The sequence below is a fragment of the Alkalilacustris brevis genome (genome assembly GCF_003350345.1).
Taxonomy (GTDB): Bacteria; Pseudomonadota; Alphaproteobacteria; order Rhodobacterales; family Rhodobacteraceae; genus Alkalilacustris; species Alkalilacustris brevis.
Window position 1 is genome coordinate 1 of sequence record NZ_QNVJ01000027.1, and the last position, 14,999, is coordinate 14,999.

14 protein-coding genes, 1 tRNA gene, 1 pseudogene and 1 riboswitch are annotated in these 14,999 nt (G+C 65.0%); of the genes and pseudogenes, 10 read left to right on the top strand and 6 right to left on the bottom strand.

What is annotated here, in order from left to right; translation table 11 throughout:
* Positions 1-51 precede the first annotated feature (51 nt).
* Positions 52-624, top strand: a complete 573-nt coding sequence (locus DQ229_RS03875) for a recombinase family protein (RefSeq protein WP_238380953.1) — start codon at positions 52-54, stop codon at positions 622-624.
* A 273-nt stretch (positions 625-897) separates the two neighbouring features.
* Here the strand turns inward: DQ229_RS03875 and DQ229_RS03880 are convergent.
* Positions 898-1,894: pseudogene (locus DQ229_RS03880) on the bottom strand (IS481 family transposase).
* A gap of 193 nt (positions 1,895-2,087) precedes the next feature.
* Here DQ229_RS03880 and DQ229_RS03885 point away from each other — a divergent pair.
* A complete protein-coding gene (locus DQ229_RS03885; protein ID WP_114964968.1) occupies positions 2,088-2,354 on the top strand; it encodes a hypothetical protein in 267 nt (88 codons plus the stop codon).
* An 816-nt stretch (positions 2,355-3,170) separates the two neighbouring features.
* On the opposite strand, the gene DQ229_RS03890 is transcribed toward DQ229_RS03885, so the two are convergent.
* The 5 genes from DQ229_RS03890 to gcvT form a co-directional block, all read right to left on the bottom strand.
* Positions 3,171-3,246 (bottom strand) — tRNA-Ala (locus DQ229_RS03890).
* Between the two features lie 62 nt (positions 3,247-3,308).
* Positions 3,309-3,755, bottom strand: coding sequence for a thioredoxin domain-containing protein (locus DQ229_RS03895; protein ID WP_114964969.1), 447 nt, complete (start codon positions 3,753-3,755; stop codon positions 3,309-3,311).
* A gap of 62 nt (positions 3,756-3,817) precedes the next feature.
* Complete coding sequence (gene gcvP / locus DQ229_RS03900; RefSeq protein ID WP_114964970.1) at positions 3,818-6,658, bottom strand: aminomethyl-transferring glycine dehydrogenase; 2,841 nt, start codon at positions 6,656-6,658, stop codon at positions 3,818-3,820.
* Between the two features lie 38 nt (positions 6,659-6,696).
* Entirely contained in the window at positions 6,697-7,056 is a 360-nt protein-coding gene (gcvH, locus tag DQ229_RS03905) for a glycine cleavage system protein GcvH (protein WP_114964971.1), read from the bottom strand.
* Between the two features lie 22 nt (positions 7,057-7,078).
* A complete protein-coding gene (gene gcvT, locus DQ229_RS03910) occupies positions 7,079-8,194 on the bottom strand; it encodes a glycine cleavage system aminomethyltransferase GcvT (protein ID WP_114964972.1) in 1,116 nt (371 codons plus the stop codon).
* 150 nt (positions 8,195-8,344) lie between these two features.
* Positions 8,345-8,445, bottom strand: a riboswitch (glycine riboswitch).
* A 75-nt stretch (positions 8,446-8,520) separates the two neighbouring features.
* Here gcvT and DQ229_RS03915 point away from each other — a divergent pair.
* The 8 genes from DQ229_RS03915 to DQ229_RS03950 all read left to right on the top strand — a co-directional run bounded on the left by DQ229_RS03915 (position 8,521) and on the right by DQ229_RS03950 (position 14,992).
* Positions 8,521-9,081, top strand: a complete 561-nt coding sequence (locus DQ229_RS03915; protein ID WP_114964990.1) for a gamma-glutamylcyclotransferase family protein — start codon at positions 8,521-8,523, stop codon at positions 9,079-9,081.
* A 124-nt stretch (positions 9,082-9,205) separates the two neighbouring features.
* Entirely contained in the window at positions 9,206-10,243 is a 1,038-nt protein-coding gene (locus DQ229_RS03920; RefSeq protein ID WP_114964973.1) for an RluA family pseudouridine synthase, read from the top strand.
* A gap of 219 nt (positions 10,244-10,462) precedes the next feature.
* Positions 10,463-11,362, top strand: coding sequence for an RNA polymerase sigma factor RpoH (rpoH, locus tag DQ229_RS03925; protein ID WP_114964974.1), 900 nt, complete (start codon positions 10,463-10,465; stop codon positions 11,360-11,362).
* 226 nt (positions 11,363-11,588) lie between these two features.
* Positions 11,589-12,215: a ParA family partition ATPase gene (gene parA, locus DQ229_RS03930; protein ID WP_114964991.1), complete on the top strand. Its 627-nt coding sequence runs from the start codon at positions 11,589-11,591 to the stop codon at positions 12,213-12,215.
* A gap of 203 nt (positions 12,216-12,418) precedes the next feature.
* The gene (locus DQ229_RS03935; RefSeq protein WP_114964975.1) at positions 12,419-12,745 is read left to right on the top strand and encodes an antibiotic biosynthesis monooxygenase family protein; all 327 of its coding nucleotides are present in this window, start codon (positions 12,419-12,421) and stop codon (positions 12,743-12,745) included.
* A gap of 65 nt (positions 12,746-12,810) precedes the next feature.
* On the top strand, positions 12,811-13,257 hold the full coding sequence (locus DQ229_RS03940) for a tellurite resistance TerB family protein (protein ID WP_114964976.1): 447 nt from the start codon (positions 12,811-12,813) through the stop codon (positions 13,255-13,257).
* 182 nt (positions 13,258-13,439) lie between these two features.
* Positions 13,440-14,219 (top strand): ABC transporter ATP-binding protein, encoded by a 780-nt coding sequence (locus DQ229_RS03945; RefSeq protein WP_202909500.1) that lies wholly within the window; start codon positions 13,440-13,442, stop codon positions 14,217-14,219.
* A 38-nt stretch (positions 14,220-14,257) separates the two neighbouring features.
* The gene (locus DQ229_RS03950) at positions 14,258-14,992 is read left to right on the top strand and encodes a transporter substrate-binding domain-containing protein (RefSeq protein ID WP_114964978.1); all 735 of its coding nucleotides are present in this window, start codon (positions 14,258-14,260) and stop codon (positions 14,990-14,992) included.
* Positions 14,993-14,999: the final 7 nt, after the last annotated feature.

The window sequence follows — 14,999 nt, forward strand, 5'->3', positions numbered from 1 at the left end:
CGTTCGGCGTAAACAGAAACCGGGCTCCGGTCGCGGCTGGATGAAAGATCAGTGGCAGGTCACTTCTCCGAGGAGCCGTTCGAGGTGCTGGCCACCTTCATTGAGGTCGAGTCCGGCAAGACCAGCGACAGACCTGAACTCGCCAAGGCACTCGACATGGCACGGCGCACAGGGGCCGAACTCTTGGTGGCCAAGCTCGACCGCCTCAGCCGCAAGGTGTCTTTCATCGCCACCCTCATGGATGACCCCAAGGTGAAACTGAGGGTGGCCTCGATGCCCTACGCCGACAAGTTCCAGCTCCACATCTACGCCGCCCTTGCCGAACAGGAGCGCGAGTTCATCTCTGCCCGCACCAAGGCCGCGCTGGCCGAGGCGAAGGCCAAGGGCAAGAAGCTAGGGGGCCTGAGAGATGCCACGGGCAAGCGCAACGCTGTCCTGAAGGCCAATGCGAAGGTGAGAGCCGAGAAGGTCGCGGGAGTGGTCCAGCCCCTCAGAAGCCAAGGTGCCACCCTAAGAGAAATCGCAGAGGCCCTGAACAACTCAGGAGTGCCGACGGCTAGAGGCGGACGCTGGCAGGCCTCTCAAGTCAAGCGGGTGCTGGAGCGTCTCGAAGGTGCGGCCTGAGTGCCGGACACCTCCAGTTCAAACCGATTTAACTGAACCTACCTCGCGTCCAGCTTCGAGACAGACATGATGACGTCGGGCGCACCTGATCGACGCCCGAGGTGGACGCCGAGAGCAGGGCAAACGGGACGCGTGGCGAATCACCGCTGGCCATCTATATCGACCAAGCGAATATAGGAGCCTATGGGATTGAACAAGGTATTCGGTGGCAAGATGCGCGTAAGAATCTACCCTGTCGTCGACGGCGCTTCCACAAGGTCGGTTACAGTGTAGCTAGTTGTTCAGTCCCGGCATCTGGTGGATTGGGTTGACGATGAATCTGTTTGGCTCTGAAGTCCAGACCTTGCACATGTATTCGTAGGGTGTGAGACCGCTCAGGGTCTTGAGTCTGCGAGCGAAGTTGTAGGCTGCCAGGAAGTCGTTGAGGTGCGCCCGCAACTGGTCGTGGCTGTCGTAGTGGTAACGCTTGACGGTCGCGTCCTTGATCGTGCGGTTCATCCGCTCGACCTGACCGTTGGTCCACGGATGGTTTGGCTTTGTCAGCCTGTGCTCGATCCCGTTGGCCTCGCAGATCATGTCGAAGCGCATCTGCCGGGAAGTGATGGTGTTCCTGTTGCGGGGCTGCTCTGCAAACTGGATGCCGTTGTCGGTCAGGATCGTGTGAATGCGGTAGGGCACGGCTTCGAGGAGCTGTTCCAGGAACTCCCACGCTGTGCGCCGGTTGGCCTTCTCCACGAGCTGGGCGACGGCGAACTTGCTGGTGCGGTCTATGGCTACGAAGAGGAAGATCTTGCCTTCGGCCGTCTGCACCTCGGCAATGTCGATGTGGAAGAAGCCGATGGGATAGCGCTTGAACCGCTGGCGCTTCGGTTTGTCGCCTTCGATGCCCGGCAGTCGCGAGATGCCATGGCGCTGGAGACACCGGTGCAGGGATGAGCGCGTCAGGTGCGGGATCGAAGGTTGAAGGGCATAGAGGCAGTCGTCCAGCGGCAGCAGAGTGTGCCGCCGAAAGGCGACAATCGCGGCCTCCTCGGCGTCGGACAGGACCGTGGAGTGTGGCTCCTTCGGTCCGGTCTTGCGGTCCTCGACGGTCTCGCGCTTGCGCCACTTCGCAACCGTCTTGGGGTTGATCCCCAGTTCCCGGCTCAACTGCGCGAGCGAAGCCTGCGATCATTCGGGCAGGCCCTCGAACCGGTGGCGGGCCAGCTCTCATTATCGCAGCTCTGACGGCGTGCGTGGTCGTGGCGCTCCCGTGACGAACTTGTCCCATAATGCTTCCTTCCATTCCCGAGAAAGGATCGCACCATCAAACCCTGGGATCAAACAGCAAGTGTTTATGTTCTCTCTACAATCGAAGCGAATCATTTTAATTTTGGCAAAATTATGGCATAGATACGGCTTCATGGCGTTCTAAGTGCAATAGTTGCATTGGGCCATGATTTGCGGTCCAATGGGAGAAAGCCATGAAAATTTCAACACTTATCATAGGCGCAGCTGCGGTTTCGTTCGCGTCATTCACGGGAGCCGCAGCCGAGCAGCCGGACGACCCTAGTGGGTATGGCCAGGCTCGCGCGGCTGACGCCCAGAGCGTACCCGGGTTTGTTGGCAGTGCCATCTCCGAGAGGGCCTCAACCAAGTTCGGCGGCACTGGAAAGACCGAAGGTGACAAGAGTCAGGAAGATCTCGTCGCCTACAGCGGCAACGAAAACGGCGTGCGGTCGAGTGATTGACTCGCTAGGATATTGAAACGGGGCTCGGCGAACTTCGCCGACCCTGTCGTTGGGGTATTAGTCGGCGCCAATTTGGTGCCGCGTCACGCCCAGAAAATTTTGTGCAGTAAACCATCGCTTGGTAGATGGGCTGGATGCCGCCCCGCTCAAACTGATACGGTGTTTTGCGCGGCTTTGGGCGTTCGTAACCTCGACCTTCGTTTGCGCTGCGCCGACCATCCTCTGTCACGGGTCACTTGATCTGGGTGCTCGTCGCGCGGCGAAGATGGTGAATTTGCGGAGTGACGGCAAAATGGACGTCCACTTGGACGGCTCCATTAGCATTGGAATTTCGCGGTTACGAGCATTTGCTCCGCGTGCATTTGGCATCGCGACGGCGACAGCCGGAAGTCGCGGCGCCGCAACTCTTCCAAGGAAACGGACGCTTCTGTCGGCTGCCTTTTTCCTGGTGGGAGAGGAGGTGAGCAACTCCGCATAGGCAAAGGCAATCTGCCCCGGTACTCGCTCTGGCAGAGCGGCGAGCTACTCAGGCAAAACGGCGCCGAGGCGTGCGTTTTCTCATAGAGATAACCGACGAGGAGCCCGGCAATTTCTGACATTCACCACATGGTCACCTCTACCATGGTCATGTGACCACTCTACGCAGCCCCAAGGAAACCCTCTCGGGGCTGCGCCCTTTCGTGCATTTTGGGGCATAGGGCTTGCCGTTGCTGAGTCGGCGGCGCCCATTGAAGTTAGGCAAATTGGTCAGCATGGGTTTGTCAGCTTGGTCAGCATGGGCCTCTAAGCATTTGATTTAAAATATATTATAGTTATTGGTGGAGCCGAGGGGAATCGAACCCCTGACCTCGTCATTGCGAACGACGCGCTCTCCCAACTGAGCTACGGCCCCGACGGCAGCGTATGTCGCCTACAACCGCGGCACTGTCAAGCCGCGGCGCGGCGGATTTCGCTTCAGGCGCGGGCCTTGAGGCTTTGGCGCGCGAAGGCCTCGATCTCGGCCGCCGGGCGTGCGCCGGAAAGCCGCGCCACCTCGCGCCCGCCCGCGAACAGGATCAGCAGCGGAATGCCGCGGATATTGAAACGCACGCTGGCATCGGGATGGCTTTGCGTGTCGATCTTGGCCAGTCGCACCTCGCCCGCCAGTGCCTGTGCGGCCTGCGCGAATTGCGGCGCCATCATCCGGCAGGGCCCGCACCAGGGTGCCCAGAAATCCACCAGCAGCGGCAGCCCGTCGCCGCGCCGGGCCTTTTCCAGCGTGGGCAGGTCGATCTCGGCCACCTTGCCGTCAAGCAGCCCAGCCCCGCAGGTGCCGCACTTTGCCCGCCCTCCGCCCGAGGGCTGGCGCAGCCGGTTGGCCTGACCGCAGGTCAGGCAGGTGAGTCTGGTTTCGTTGGCCATGGCAGCATCCCTTCACATTCTATTGAGAGAATATGATGGGCGCGGCCGCACGGTTCAAGCCCCTACTCGGCGGCTTCGGCATACTCCGACAGCGGCGGACAGGTGCAGACAAGGTTGCGGTCGCCATAGACATTGTCCACCCGGCCCACGGGCGGCCAGTATTTGTCGACCCGGAAGGCGCCGGGCGGAAAGCAGCCCGCCTCGCGGCTGTAGGGGCGGCTCCACTCGGCCACCAGGTCGCGCACCGTGTGGGGCGCGTGGCGCAGCGGGCTTTCCTCGATGGCGATCTCTCCACGCTCGACCGTGGCGATTTCCTCGCGGATCGACAGCATGGCGGCGATGAAGCGGTCAAGCTCGGCGCGGGTTTCGCTTTCGGTGGGTTCCACCATCAGCGTGCCGGCCACGGGCCAGCTCATGGTGGGGGCGTGAAAGCCGTTGTCGATCAGCCGCTTGGCGATGTCGTCTACGGTGACACCCGCCGCCGCGAAAGGCCGGGTATCGAGGATGCACTCATGCGCGACGCGCCCGGTCTGCCCCTTGAAGAGCACGTCATACGCCCCTTGCAACCGTGCCGCGATATAGTTGGCATTGAGGATCGCCACCCGCGTGGCCTGGGTCAGCCCCGCCCCGCCCATCATCAGCACATAGGCCCAGGAGATCAGCAGGATCGAGGCCGAGCCATAGGGCGTGGCGCTGACCGGGCCTTCCTGCCCCCCGGTTTCGGGATGGCCGGGCAGATGGGGCGCCAGATGCGCCTTCACGCCGATCGGCCCCATGCCGGGGCCGCCGCCGCCATGCGGGATGGCAAAGGTCTTGTGCAGGTTCAGGTGGCTCACATCCGCGCCGATCTCGCCGGGCTTGGAAAGGCCGACCATGGCATTCAGGTTAGCCCCATCCAGATAGACCTGCCCGCCGAATTCATGGGTGATGTCGCAAACCTCGCGCACGGTTTCCTCGAACACGCCATGGGTCGAGGGATAGGTGATCATGCAGGCCGCGAGCCGCTCGCCCGCTTGCGCGGCCTTGGCGCGGAAATCCTCGAGGTCGATATCGCCGTTCTCTGCGGCCTTCACCACCACCACCTGCATCCCCGCCATCTGCGCGCTGGCGGGGTTGGTGCCATGCGCCGAGGTGGGAATCAGGCAGACATCGCGGTGCCCCTGCCCCTGCGCGCGGTGCCAGGCCTGAATGGTCAGAAGCCCCGCGTATTCACCCTGCGCCCCCGAATTGGGCTGCATCGACATGGCGTCATAGCCGGTGATCTCGCACAGCCGTGCGCAAAGGTCTTGAATGACCTCGGCATAGCCCTGCGCCTGTTCGGGCGGCACGAACGGGTGCAGCGTGGAAAATTCCGGCCAGGTGATCGGCATCATCTCAGCCGCCGCGTTCAGCTTCATGGTGCAGGACCCCAGCGGAATCATCGCGCGATCCAGCGCCAGGTCGCGGTCGGACAGCCGCCGCATGTAGCGCATCATTTCCGACTCGGCGCGGTTCATGTGAAAGACCGGGTGGGTCAGGTAATCGCTCTGCCGGATCAGCGCATCGGGAAAGCCGATGCCGGGGGCCTCGGGCAGGGGGTCACGGATGCCGAAAGCATCGAGCAGCCGCACGATCACAGCCTCGTCGGTGGTTTCATCCAGCGAGATGCCCACATGCCCTCGCCCGATCCGGCGCAGGTTGATGCCGCGCTGCTCGGCCGCGGCCAGGATACCCGCCTGCCCCACGCCTACCTCGACGGTGATCGTATCGAAATACGCGTCCGGCTCCACCCTCGCGCCGGCGTTGCGCAGCGCGCGGGCAAGCCGGTGGGTCATGAAATGCACGCGCTCGGCAATCGCCCGCAACCCCTGCGGCCCATGAAACACCGCATACATCGAGGCCATGACCGCCAGAAGCGCCTGCGCGGTGCAGACATTCGAGGTAGCCTTTTCGCGACGGATATGCTGCTCGCGGGTTTGCAGTGCCAACCGATAGGCCGGATTTCCGTGGCTGTCGATCGACACGCCCACCAGCCGCCCGGGAAGCGAGCGCTTGTAAGCGTCGCGGCACGAGATGAACGCCGCATGAGGCCCGCCATAGCCCATCGGCACGCCGAAGCGCTGGCTCGACCCCACGGCGATATCGGCGCCCATCGCGCCCGGCTCACGGATCATGGTCAGCGCCAGCAGGTCGGTGGCAACCACGGCAATCGCACGCGCCGCGTGCAGGGCGGTGCATTCGGCTGACAGGTCGCGCAAATGGCCATAGGTGCCGGGATACTGGAAGATCGCGCCGAACACGCTCTCCGGCTCCAGCGCCTCGGGCGGGCCCACGATCAGCTCGATTCCCAAGGGCGTGGCGCGGGTGCGCATCACCGCGATATTCTGCGGATGGCAGTTTTCATCGACAAAAAAGGCCGTGGCCTTGGATTTCGCCGCGCGCTGCGCCATCACCATCGCCTCGGCGCAGGCGGTGGCCTCGTCCAGCAGCGAGGCATTGGCGACCTCAAGCCCGGTGAGGTCGCTCACCATGGTCTGGAAGTTCAGGAGCGCCTCGAGCCGGCCTTGCGCGATCTCGGGCTGATAGGGGGTGTAGGCGGTATACCAGGCCGGATTCTCCAGAATGTTGCGCTGGATCGCCGGCGGCGTGATCGTGCCATGGAACCCCTGCCCGATCAGCGAGGTCATGATCCGGTTCTTCGCGCCCACCTCGCGCATCCGCTCCAGCAGCGCGCCTTCGGACAACGGCGGCCAGGTCAACGGCTCGGCCTGACGGATCGCCCTGGGCACGGTCTGGTCGATCAGCGCATCGAGGGAGGCAACCCCCAGCACCTCGAGCATTCCCTCCATCTCGGCCGGTGAAGGGCCGATATGGCGGCGATTGGCGAAATCATAGGGGTCATAGGTGCTGGGGGTGTAGGGCATGGGCCTCTCCGGGTGTCATGGCTGGTGCGCCGGGGCGCTCAGCCGATGAAATCCTTGTACTCGTCTTCCGACATGAACTCGTCGAGCACCGAAGGATCGTCGACCTTCAGCTTGAAAAACCAGGCGTCGCCCAGCGGGTCTTCGTTGACCAGGCCGGGGTTATCCACCAGCGTTTCGTTTATCTCGACGATCTCGCCCTCTATCGGGGCAAGGATATCCGAAGCCGCCTTGACGCTTTCGATCACGCAGACCTCGTCGCCGCGCGCGACCATCGTCTCGATTTCGGGCAATTCGACAAACACGACGTCGCCCAGTTGTTCGGCGGCGTGCTCGGTGATGCCCACGGTCACCACATCGCCATCGGCGCGCAGCCATTCATGTTCTTCGGTGAACTTCATCTTTCCCTCGTCTGGCTCTGGTTCACTTTCGGTAATTCGCAGGGCGGAAAGGCAGCGCCGCCACGGTGACAGGCAGCCGCCTGCCACGCAGCTCACCGTAAACCCGGCTGCCCGTTGCGCAAAGCGCCTTTGGCAGATACCCCATCGCGACAGGATGCTCCAGGGATGGTGCAAACCCGCCCGAGGTGATCCGCCCGACCGGATCACCGCCTTTCTCCTGATCGAAAAGCTCAACACCTTCGCGCATCGGCGCGCGCCCCTCCGGGATCAGTCCGACACGCTGGCGCGCAGCTCCGTCCGACAGCTCGCGCAGGATGCGTTCGGCACCGGGGAAGCCGCCTTCGCGCGCGCCACCCTTGCGCCGCACCTTCTGGATCGCCCAGGTCAGCCCCGCCTCGACCGGGCTGGTGGTGGTGTCGATGTCATGGCCATAAAGGCACAGCCCGGCCTCAAGCCGCAGCGAATCGCGCGCGCCAAGGCCGACGGGCGCGACCTCCTCCATCGCCAGCAGCGCGCGGGCGAACCCCACGGCCGCGGCTTCGGGCAGCGAGACCTCGAACCCGTCCTCGCCCGTGTAGCCCGAGCGTGACACCCAGACCGCACCGCCTTCCCAATCCAGCGTGGCAACATCCATGAAACGCATTTCCAGCACGCCGGGCAGAAGCCGCGCCAGCGCCAGTTCGGCCTGCGGCCCCTGCAGCGCGATCAGCGCGCGGTCGGCCAGCGGCTCGATCTGGATACTTTCGGGCAGGCTTTCGCGCAGATGTGCCAGGTCGGCCGCCTTGCGCGCGGCATTGACCACCAGAAACAGGTGATCGCCCCGGTTGGCCACCATCAGGTCATCCAGGACGCCGCCCGACTCGTCAGTGAACATGGCATAGCGCTGCCGTCCCTCGGGCAGGCCCTGAAGGTCAACGGGCACAAGTGCCTCGAGCGCGGCGGCGACATCCGGGCCGCGCAGCAGGATCTGCCCCATATGGCTGACATCGAACAACCCTGCCGCCGCGCGGGTATGCTGGTGCTCCTTGAGCACGCCGGCGGGATATTGGACCGGCATTTCATACCCCGCGAAGGGCACCATTTTCGCGCCGAGGCTCTGGTGCAGATCAAACAGCACCGTATGTTGCAGACCGGCCATGCCGCCCCCTCTTCATCATTTGCCGGTGTTCGCATGCCGGCATCACTGGCCGGGCGGTCTGCCCGGTCTTGCGATGCCCCCTCTGTCCTTTCGCCTGAGATCGTTATCCCTTCGGCGGGCGCGGGATCGCGCGCCTCTCTCCAGAGTGTCTTTGCCGAAACGGTCCTTGCGCCTGAGAGTTTACCGGGGCGGTTGCTCCTTCGGCACCGGCGCGGCGCAGGGCGCCCGCCGGATTCTCCCGTATCCGACCCTTCCACAGCTAGCGCAGCCGCCCGGCGCAGGCAAGGGGCTTGCGCGCAGGTGCGGGTATGCGCAAACTGCCCTCCATGCAGGACCATTTCTTTTTCGGCTATGGCAGCCTGGTCAATCGGGCGACCCATGACTACGCCGAGGCCTACCATGCCCGCGTGGCCGGCTGGCGGCGGGTCTGGCGCCATACGCGGCTGCGCCCGCTGGCCTTCCTCAGCGTGGAGCCCGCCCCGGAGGCCGAGATCGAAGGGCTGATCGCCGGGGTGCCGGGCGGCGACTGGCAGGCGCTCGACCAGCGCGAACAGGGCTACCGGCGCCACCCGCTCGACCGCGGGCTTGCCCATGCCGCGACCCGCCCCGTGCAGGCGCAAATCTATGCTGTGCCGGGTGACGACGAGGGCCTGCGCCACCCCATCCTGCTGAGCTATCTCGACGTGGTGTTGCAGGGCTATCTGCAGGAATTCGGCGAACCCGGCGCGCTGCGGTTCTTCGCAACCACCGGCGGCTGGGCAGCCACCCCCATCCTCGATGACCGCGCCGATCCCCTCTACCCGCGCCACCAGAAGCTGAGCGCCTCGGAACGGGGCTTTGTCGATGAGCGCATCGCGGCAATGGGGCTCCGGGTGATCCGGAGGTGAGAGCAGAACGCCAAAGCCAGGCGCGGAAAAGGGCGGCTTCGGGCCGGAACGGGTGTTGCGGGGGGGCTCCGCGGCCTGCTAGAAGCTGGCTTTCCGTCCCGCCCGAGGCCCCCGCATAGCCGCCATGACCGTCGCCTCCCGCATCCTGACAGTGACCATCGGCGCCGATCCGCCCGCGCGGCTCGACAAGGCACTGGCGCGCGATGTCCCGCCCGGGGCAGCGCTGTCGCGCACAAGGCTGGCGCGGCTGATTGCCGAAGGCGCGGTGGCGCGCGGCGGCGAGGCCCTGACCGATCCGCGCGCCCGCGTGGCCGAGGGCGATTGCCTGACCCTGACGCTGGCCGCGCCCGAAACCGTCGACACCCTCCCCCAGGCAATCGCGCTGAACATCCGGTATGAGGACGACGACCTGATCGTGATCGAGAAACCGGCGGGTATGGTCGTGCATCCGGCGCCCGGCTCGCCCGATGGCACGCTGGTCAACGCGCTGCTGCACCATTGCGGCGACAGCCTGTCGGGGATCGGCGGGGCGCTGCGGCCGGGCATCGTGCACCGGCTCGACAAGGATACCTCGGGCCTGCTGGTCGCGGCCAAGTCCGACCGCGCCCATCACGGGCTGGCCGCCCAGTTCGAGGCCCACAGCGTGGGGCGGCGCTATCTGGCGCTGGTGCAGGGCTGCCCCGACCCGGCCGATCCGCGCCTGCGCGGCCTCAAGGGCGTCAGCTTCGAGGGCAGCACCCTGCGCATCGCCACCAACCTGGCGCGGCATCGCACCGACCGGCAGCGCCAGGCGGTCACCTTTCATGGCGGACGCCACGCGGTGACCCGCGCGCGGGTGCTTGAGCGCTTCGGCACGCCGCCTGCCGCCGGGCTGCTGGAATGCGTGCTGGAAACCGGACGCACCCACCAGATCCGGGTGCATCTTGCCCATATCGGCCACGGGCTGATCGGCGATCCGGTCTATGGCGGGCGGCGGCGGCTCTCGGCCCGCGCCCTGCCCGAGGCGGCCGTGGCCGCCGCGGCGGCCTTTCCCCGCCAGGCGTTGCACGCCGCCACGCTGGGCTTTGCCCATCCGGTCAGCGGCGAATGGCTTGAATTCACCGCACTGATGCCTGCCGACATGGCCAGCCTGGCCGACGCCTTGCGCGGGAAAACCGGCTGACAAGCCCGTGAAATCTCTGAAATGGGCTGGAACGGAGCGGCGCAGAGGTTCATGATTTCTTCAACTGCAAAGGGTATCGCGCGGCATTGCACCGTGGCGCGGCCCTGACTAGGTAAAAAGGTCGGGCAAAGGCGCGCATCCTTGCGCGGATCGCACCCCCCCAGGCCGCGACAAGGCCCGGCCCTGCCCGCCGGACAGACGCACAGAGGGAATTGAGGCATGAGCGATTACAAGAACCTTCCCGCCCCGTCCCCCGAACAGGGGCTGAATCGCTACCTTCAGGAAATCCGGCGCTTTCCCATGCTGGAGCCGGAACAGGAATACATGCTGGCCAAGCGCTGGGTCGATCACCAGGACACCGAAGCCGCCCACAAGCTTGTCACCAGCCACCTGCGCCTCGCCGCCAAGATCGCCATGGGCTATCGCGGCTACGGCCTGCCCCAGGCCGAAGTGATCAGCGAGGCCAATGTCGGCCTGATGCAGGCGGTCAAACGGTTCGACCCTGAAAAGGGCTTTCGCCTGGCCACCTATGCCATGTGGTGGATCCGCGCCAGCATCCAGGAATACATCCTGCGCTCGTGGAGCCTGGTGAAGCTGGGCACCACCTCGGCGCAGAAAAAGCTGTTCTTCAACTTGCGCAAGGCCAAGTCCAGGATCGGCGCGCTCGAAGACGGCGACCTGCGCCCCGAGAACGTGCGCCAGATCGCCCATGACCTGAGCGTCACCGAAGACGAGGTCATCTCCATGAACCGGCGCATGTCGGGCGGCGATGCCTCGCTCAATGCCACGATCGGCTCGGATGGCGACGGTGCGACCTCCTGGCAGGACTGGCTGGAAGACGAAGACGCCGACCAGGCCGAACACTACGCCGAGAAGAACGAGCTGGAAACCCGCCGCGCGCTGATGACCCAGGCGATGGATGTGCTCAACGATCGCGAAAAGGACATCCTCGCCCAGCGCCGGCTGCGCGACGACCCGGTCACGCTTGAAGATCTGTCCAATCAGTATGGCGTCAGCCGTGAACGCATCCGCCAGATCGAGGTGCGCGCCTTCGAGAAACTTCAGGAACGCATCCACAGCCTGGCCCGCGAAAAGGGCGTGCTGCCCCCCGCGGCCTGAGGACAGCCCCGCGGCCACCTTGCTGAAAAGGGCCGCGCCCCGCCCCTTTCTTGCAACATCCTGTTCTTCTTGGCTCAAATATCCTCGCCGAAGGCATCCCGCGCCGCAAGGAGCGCCCGGCAAGGCACCTTTCGCGACGCAGCCGCGCCGGTCCCGTTGAAGACAGGTGCAAAAACGCCGGAACTGGTCTATGCTGCGCTGCGGCAACAACTGGCAAGGGGCAGTCATGGGCGTTGTTATCACGATCGCGCAGCAGAAGGGCGGCTCGGGCAAGACCACGCTGGCCGCCAGCCTCGCCGTGGAACTGGCCGGGCGGGGCCAGCGGGTGGCAGTGATCGACACCGACCCGCAAGGCAGCCTGGGGCGCTGGTTCATGGCCCGGCGCGCGGCTGGCGCGGCCCATGCGCTGGAATTCTCGACTGCCTCGGCCTGGGGGGTCTCTTACGAGTGCGAGAAACTGCGGCGCGAACATGATATCGTGATCGTCGACACTCCGCCCAGGGCCGATGCCGATCTGCGCCCCGCGCTGCGCGAGGCCGATCTGGTGCTGGTGCCCATCTCCTCCAGCCATCTCGACCTCTGGGCCACCGAAGGGGTGCTCGATCTTGCCCGGCGCGAGGGGCGCCCGGCGCTGATCGTACTCAACCGCACCCGCAGCGGCACGCGCCTCGCCAGTGAAGTGGCCGCCGCCGCACAGGAGATGCAGACCGGGATCGCCAACGCGACGCTGGGAAACCGCGTGGCCTATGCCGAGGCGCTTGGCCGGGGCCTGGGGGTGAGCGAGGCGGCGCGAAACGGCCCCGCCAGCGCGGAGATTCGCGCGCTGGCCGACGAGGTGCTCGCACGGCTGTAGATCTGTCGCACTTTACCTGCCCCGCCATCGAACTGTTTCACCGCGGCGCGACTTCGCGCTACAGCGTTTCGCCTTGTTACCGAACCCGCCCAACCGCAGTAGAACCATGCGCTTGCGCAGTTCGAAACCGAAAAAGCCTATCAACTTTTCCCGGAGTTGCTTTAGGCTGGCTGCGGCCGCACACCAGCCAGAGGAGGCACGCCATGCTCAGGATCGACAAGCGCACCGAAGGCCAGACCGTTCTGACCACGTTCGAGGTCACGCCGGGCACCTGCGAAGACCTGCTCGAGGAGTTGCGCGCCGCCTATCACGAGGTGATCAGCCACCAGCCCGGCTTCATCGCGGCGGCGCTGCATGTCAACGATGCCCAGACCCGGATCGCCAATTACAGCCAGTGGCGCCACCGCGACGATTTCAAGGCGATGCTGCGCCACGAGGACATGCGCCCGCGCACCCGGCGTTTCAACGAATTGTGCAAGGGGTTCGAGCCGGTCATGTACGAGATCGCCGAGGTGGTCGACAACGGCTGAGCAGGCCACTTCACCAATACGCGCGCGGCATTGGCCGCGGCACGGGCGCAGTCTATATAAGCGGCATGTTCGAAGCTCTTCTGCGCCGCCTGACCGGTCCCGCCCGCCCCGCGCCCCTGCCCGAACCCGATGCCCGCCTTGCGCTTGCGGCGCTTCTGGTGCGCGCAGCCCGGGTGAATGGCGATTATTCGCAGCCCCAGATCGACCGGATCGACCGTGTCCTGGCCACCCGGTACGGGCTGGACGCAGATGCCGCGCGGGAATTGCGCGAACGCGCCGAGGTGTTGGAATCCGAGGCGCCCGACACGGTGCGCTTCACCCGCGCGGTCAAGGCAGCCACCCCGCTGGAAGAGCGCGAGGCCGAACTGGAAGCGATGTGGGAGATCGTGCTGATCGACGGCGCCCACGACCACGACGAATCGGGGCTGATGCGGCTGGTGGCCAACTTGCTGGGCATCAACGACCGCGACAATGCGCTTGCCCGCCGGCGGGTCAAGCGCCGCCTGGGCTGACACGCCCGCGCGTCGCCACCCACCAGCCTGCCACGCCCGGCATGACTGTTTCCCGGACTGATATATTGCTGCCCGCGCCGGTTTCCGTTGCGTCGCCTGCCCCACAGCACATCGAAACATTGCATAACGCCTGTTTTTGCGCCCTACTATGCTGGGTGTAGATATCATCCTTGCAGGTAAACGTGCCCGACCAGACTAAGCCCGTCATCGAGATCAGTGATCTGCACAAGAGCTATGGCCAGCTTGAGGTTCTCAAGGGGGTTCACCTGACTGCGCCCAAGGGGCATGTGGTGTCGCTGATAGGCTCGTCGGGCTCGGGCAAATCGACGCTGTTGCGCTGCTGCAACCTGCTCGAGGACAGCCAGCAGGGCGAGATCCTGTTCGAGGGCGAGCCGGTGCGCTGGCGTGGGGTTGGGGCCGGGCGCCACCCGGCCGACCGCGCGCAGGTCATCCGCATCCGCACCAACCTTGCGATGGTGTTCCAGCAGTTCAACCTCTGGTCGCACATGACGGTGCTGCAAAATGTCATGGAGGCGCCGCTGACCGTGCTGCGCCAGCCCCGCGACGAGGTCGAGGCCCGCGCGCGCGCCCTGCTTGAAAAGGTCGGCATCGGCGACAAGGCCAATGTCTACCCCGCGCAGATGTCGGGCGGCCAGCAGCAGCGCGCCGCCATTGCCCGCGCGCTGTGCATGGAGCCGCGCGCGCTGCTGTTCGACGAGCCGACAAGCGCGCTCGACCCCGAACTCGAGCAGGAGGTGGTCAGGGTCATCAAGGCGCTGGCCGCCGAGGGGCGCACCATGCTGCTTGTCACCCATGACATGCGCCTTGCTGCGGATGTCTCGAACCATGTCGTGTTTCTGCATCAGGGCCTGATCGAGGAAGAAGGCCCGCCCGATGCAATCTTCGGCGCACCACGTTCGGAGCGCCTGCAACAGTTTCTCAGCCACAGTCAGACGGCATGAGAATTTCAAGACCAGTCCAACAGAATCGGGAGTAAACCATGAAAAAGCTGACACTGACCTTGGGCGCATTTGCCCTGAGCGCAACGGGCGCGATGGCGCAGGACGTCGTGCGCCTCGGCTCGGAAGGGGCCTATGCGCCCTACAACTTCATCAACGACGCCACCGGCGAGCTTGACGGCTTCGAGCGCGAACTGGGCGACGCGCTGTGCGAGCGCGCGGGCCTGACCTGCGAATGGGTCATCAACGACTGGGATACCATCATCCCCAACCTGGTGTCGGGCAACTACGACGCCATCATGGCCGGCATGAGCATCACCGAGGCCCGGATGGAAGTGATCTCGTTCACGCAGAACTATCTGCAGCCCGAGCCCTCGGCTTATATGGGCCTGGCCGGCACCGACGCCTCGGTCGTCGAAGACGGGATCATCGCGGCACAGTCGAACACGATCCAGGCGGGATATGTTGCTGAAACCGAGGCAGACCTGCTGGAATTCCCCACCCCGGACGAGACGATTTCGGCCGTGCGCAATGGCGAGGTCGATGCCGTGCTGGCCGACAAGGCATTTCTGGTGCCCTATGTCTCGGATTCGGGCGGCGAGCTGGCGTTTCTGGGCGACGATGTGCTGATCGGCGGCGGCATCGGCATGGGCATCCGGCAGACGGATGACGACCTGCGCGCCACCTTCAACGCGGCGATCGACGAGATGAAGGCCGATGGCTCGCTCAACGAGATGATCGTCAAGTGGTTCGGCGAGGACACGCCCCTGTTTTGATCGGCGC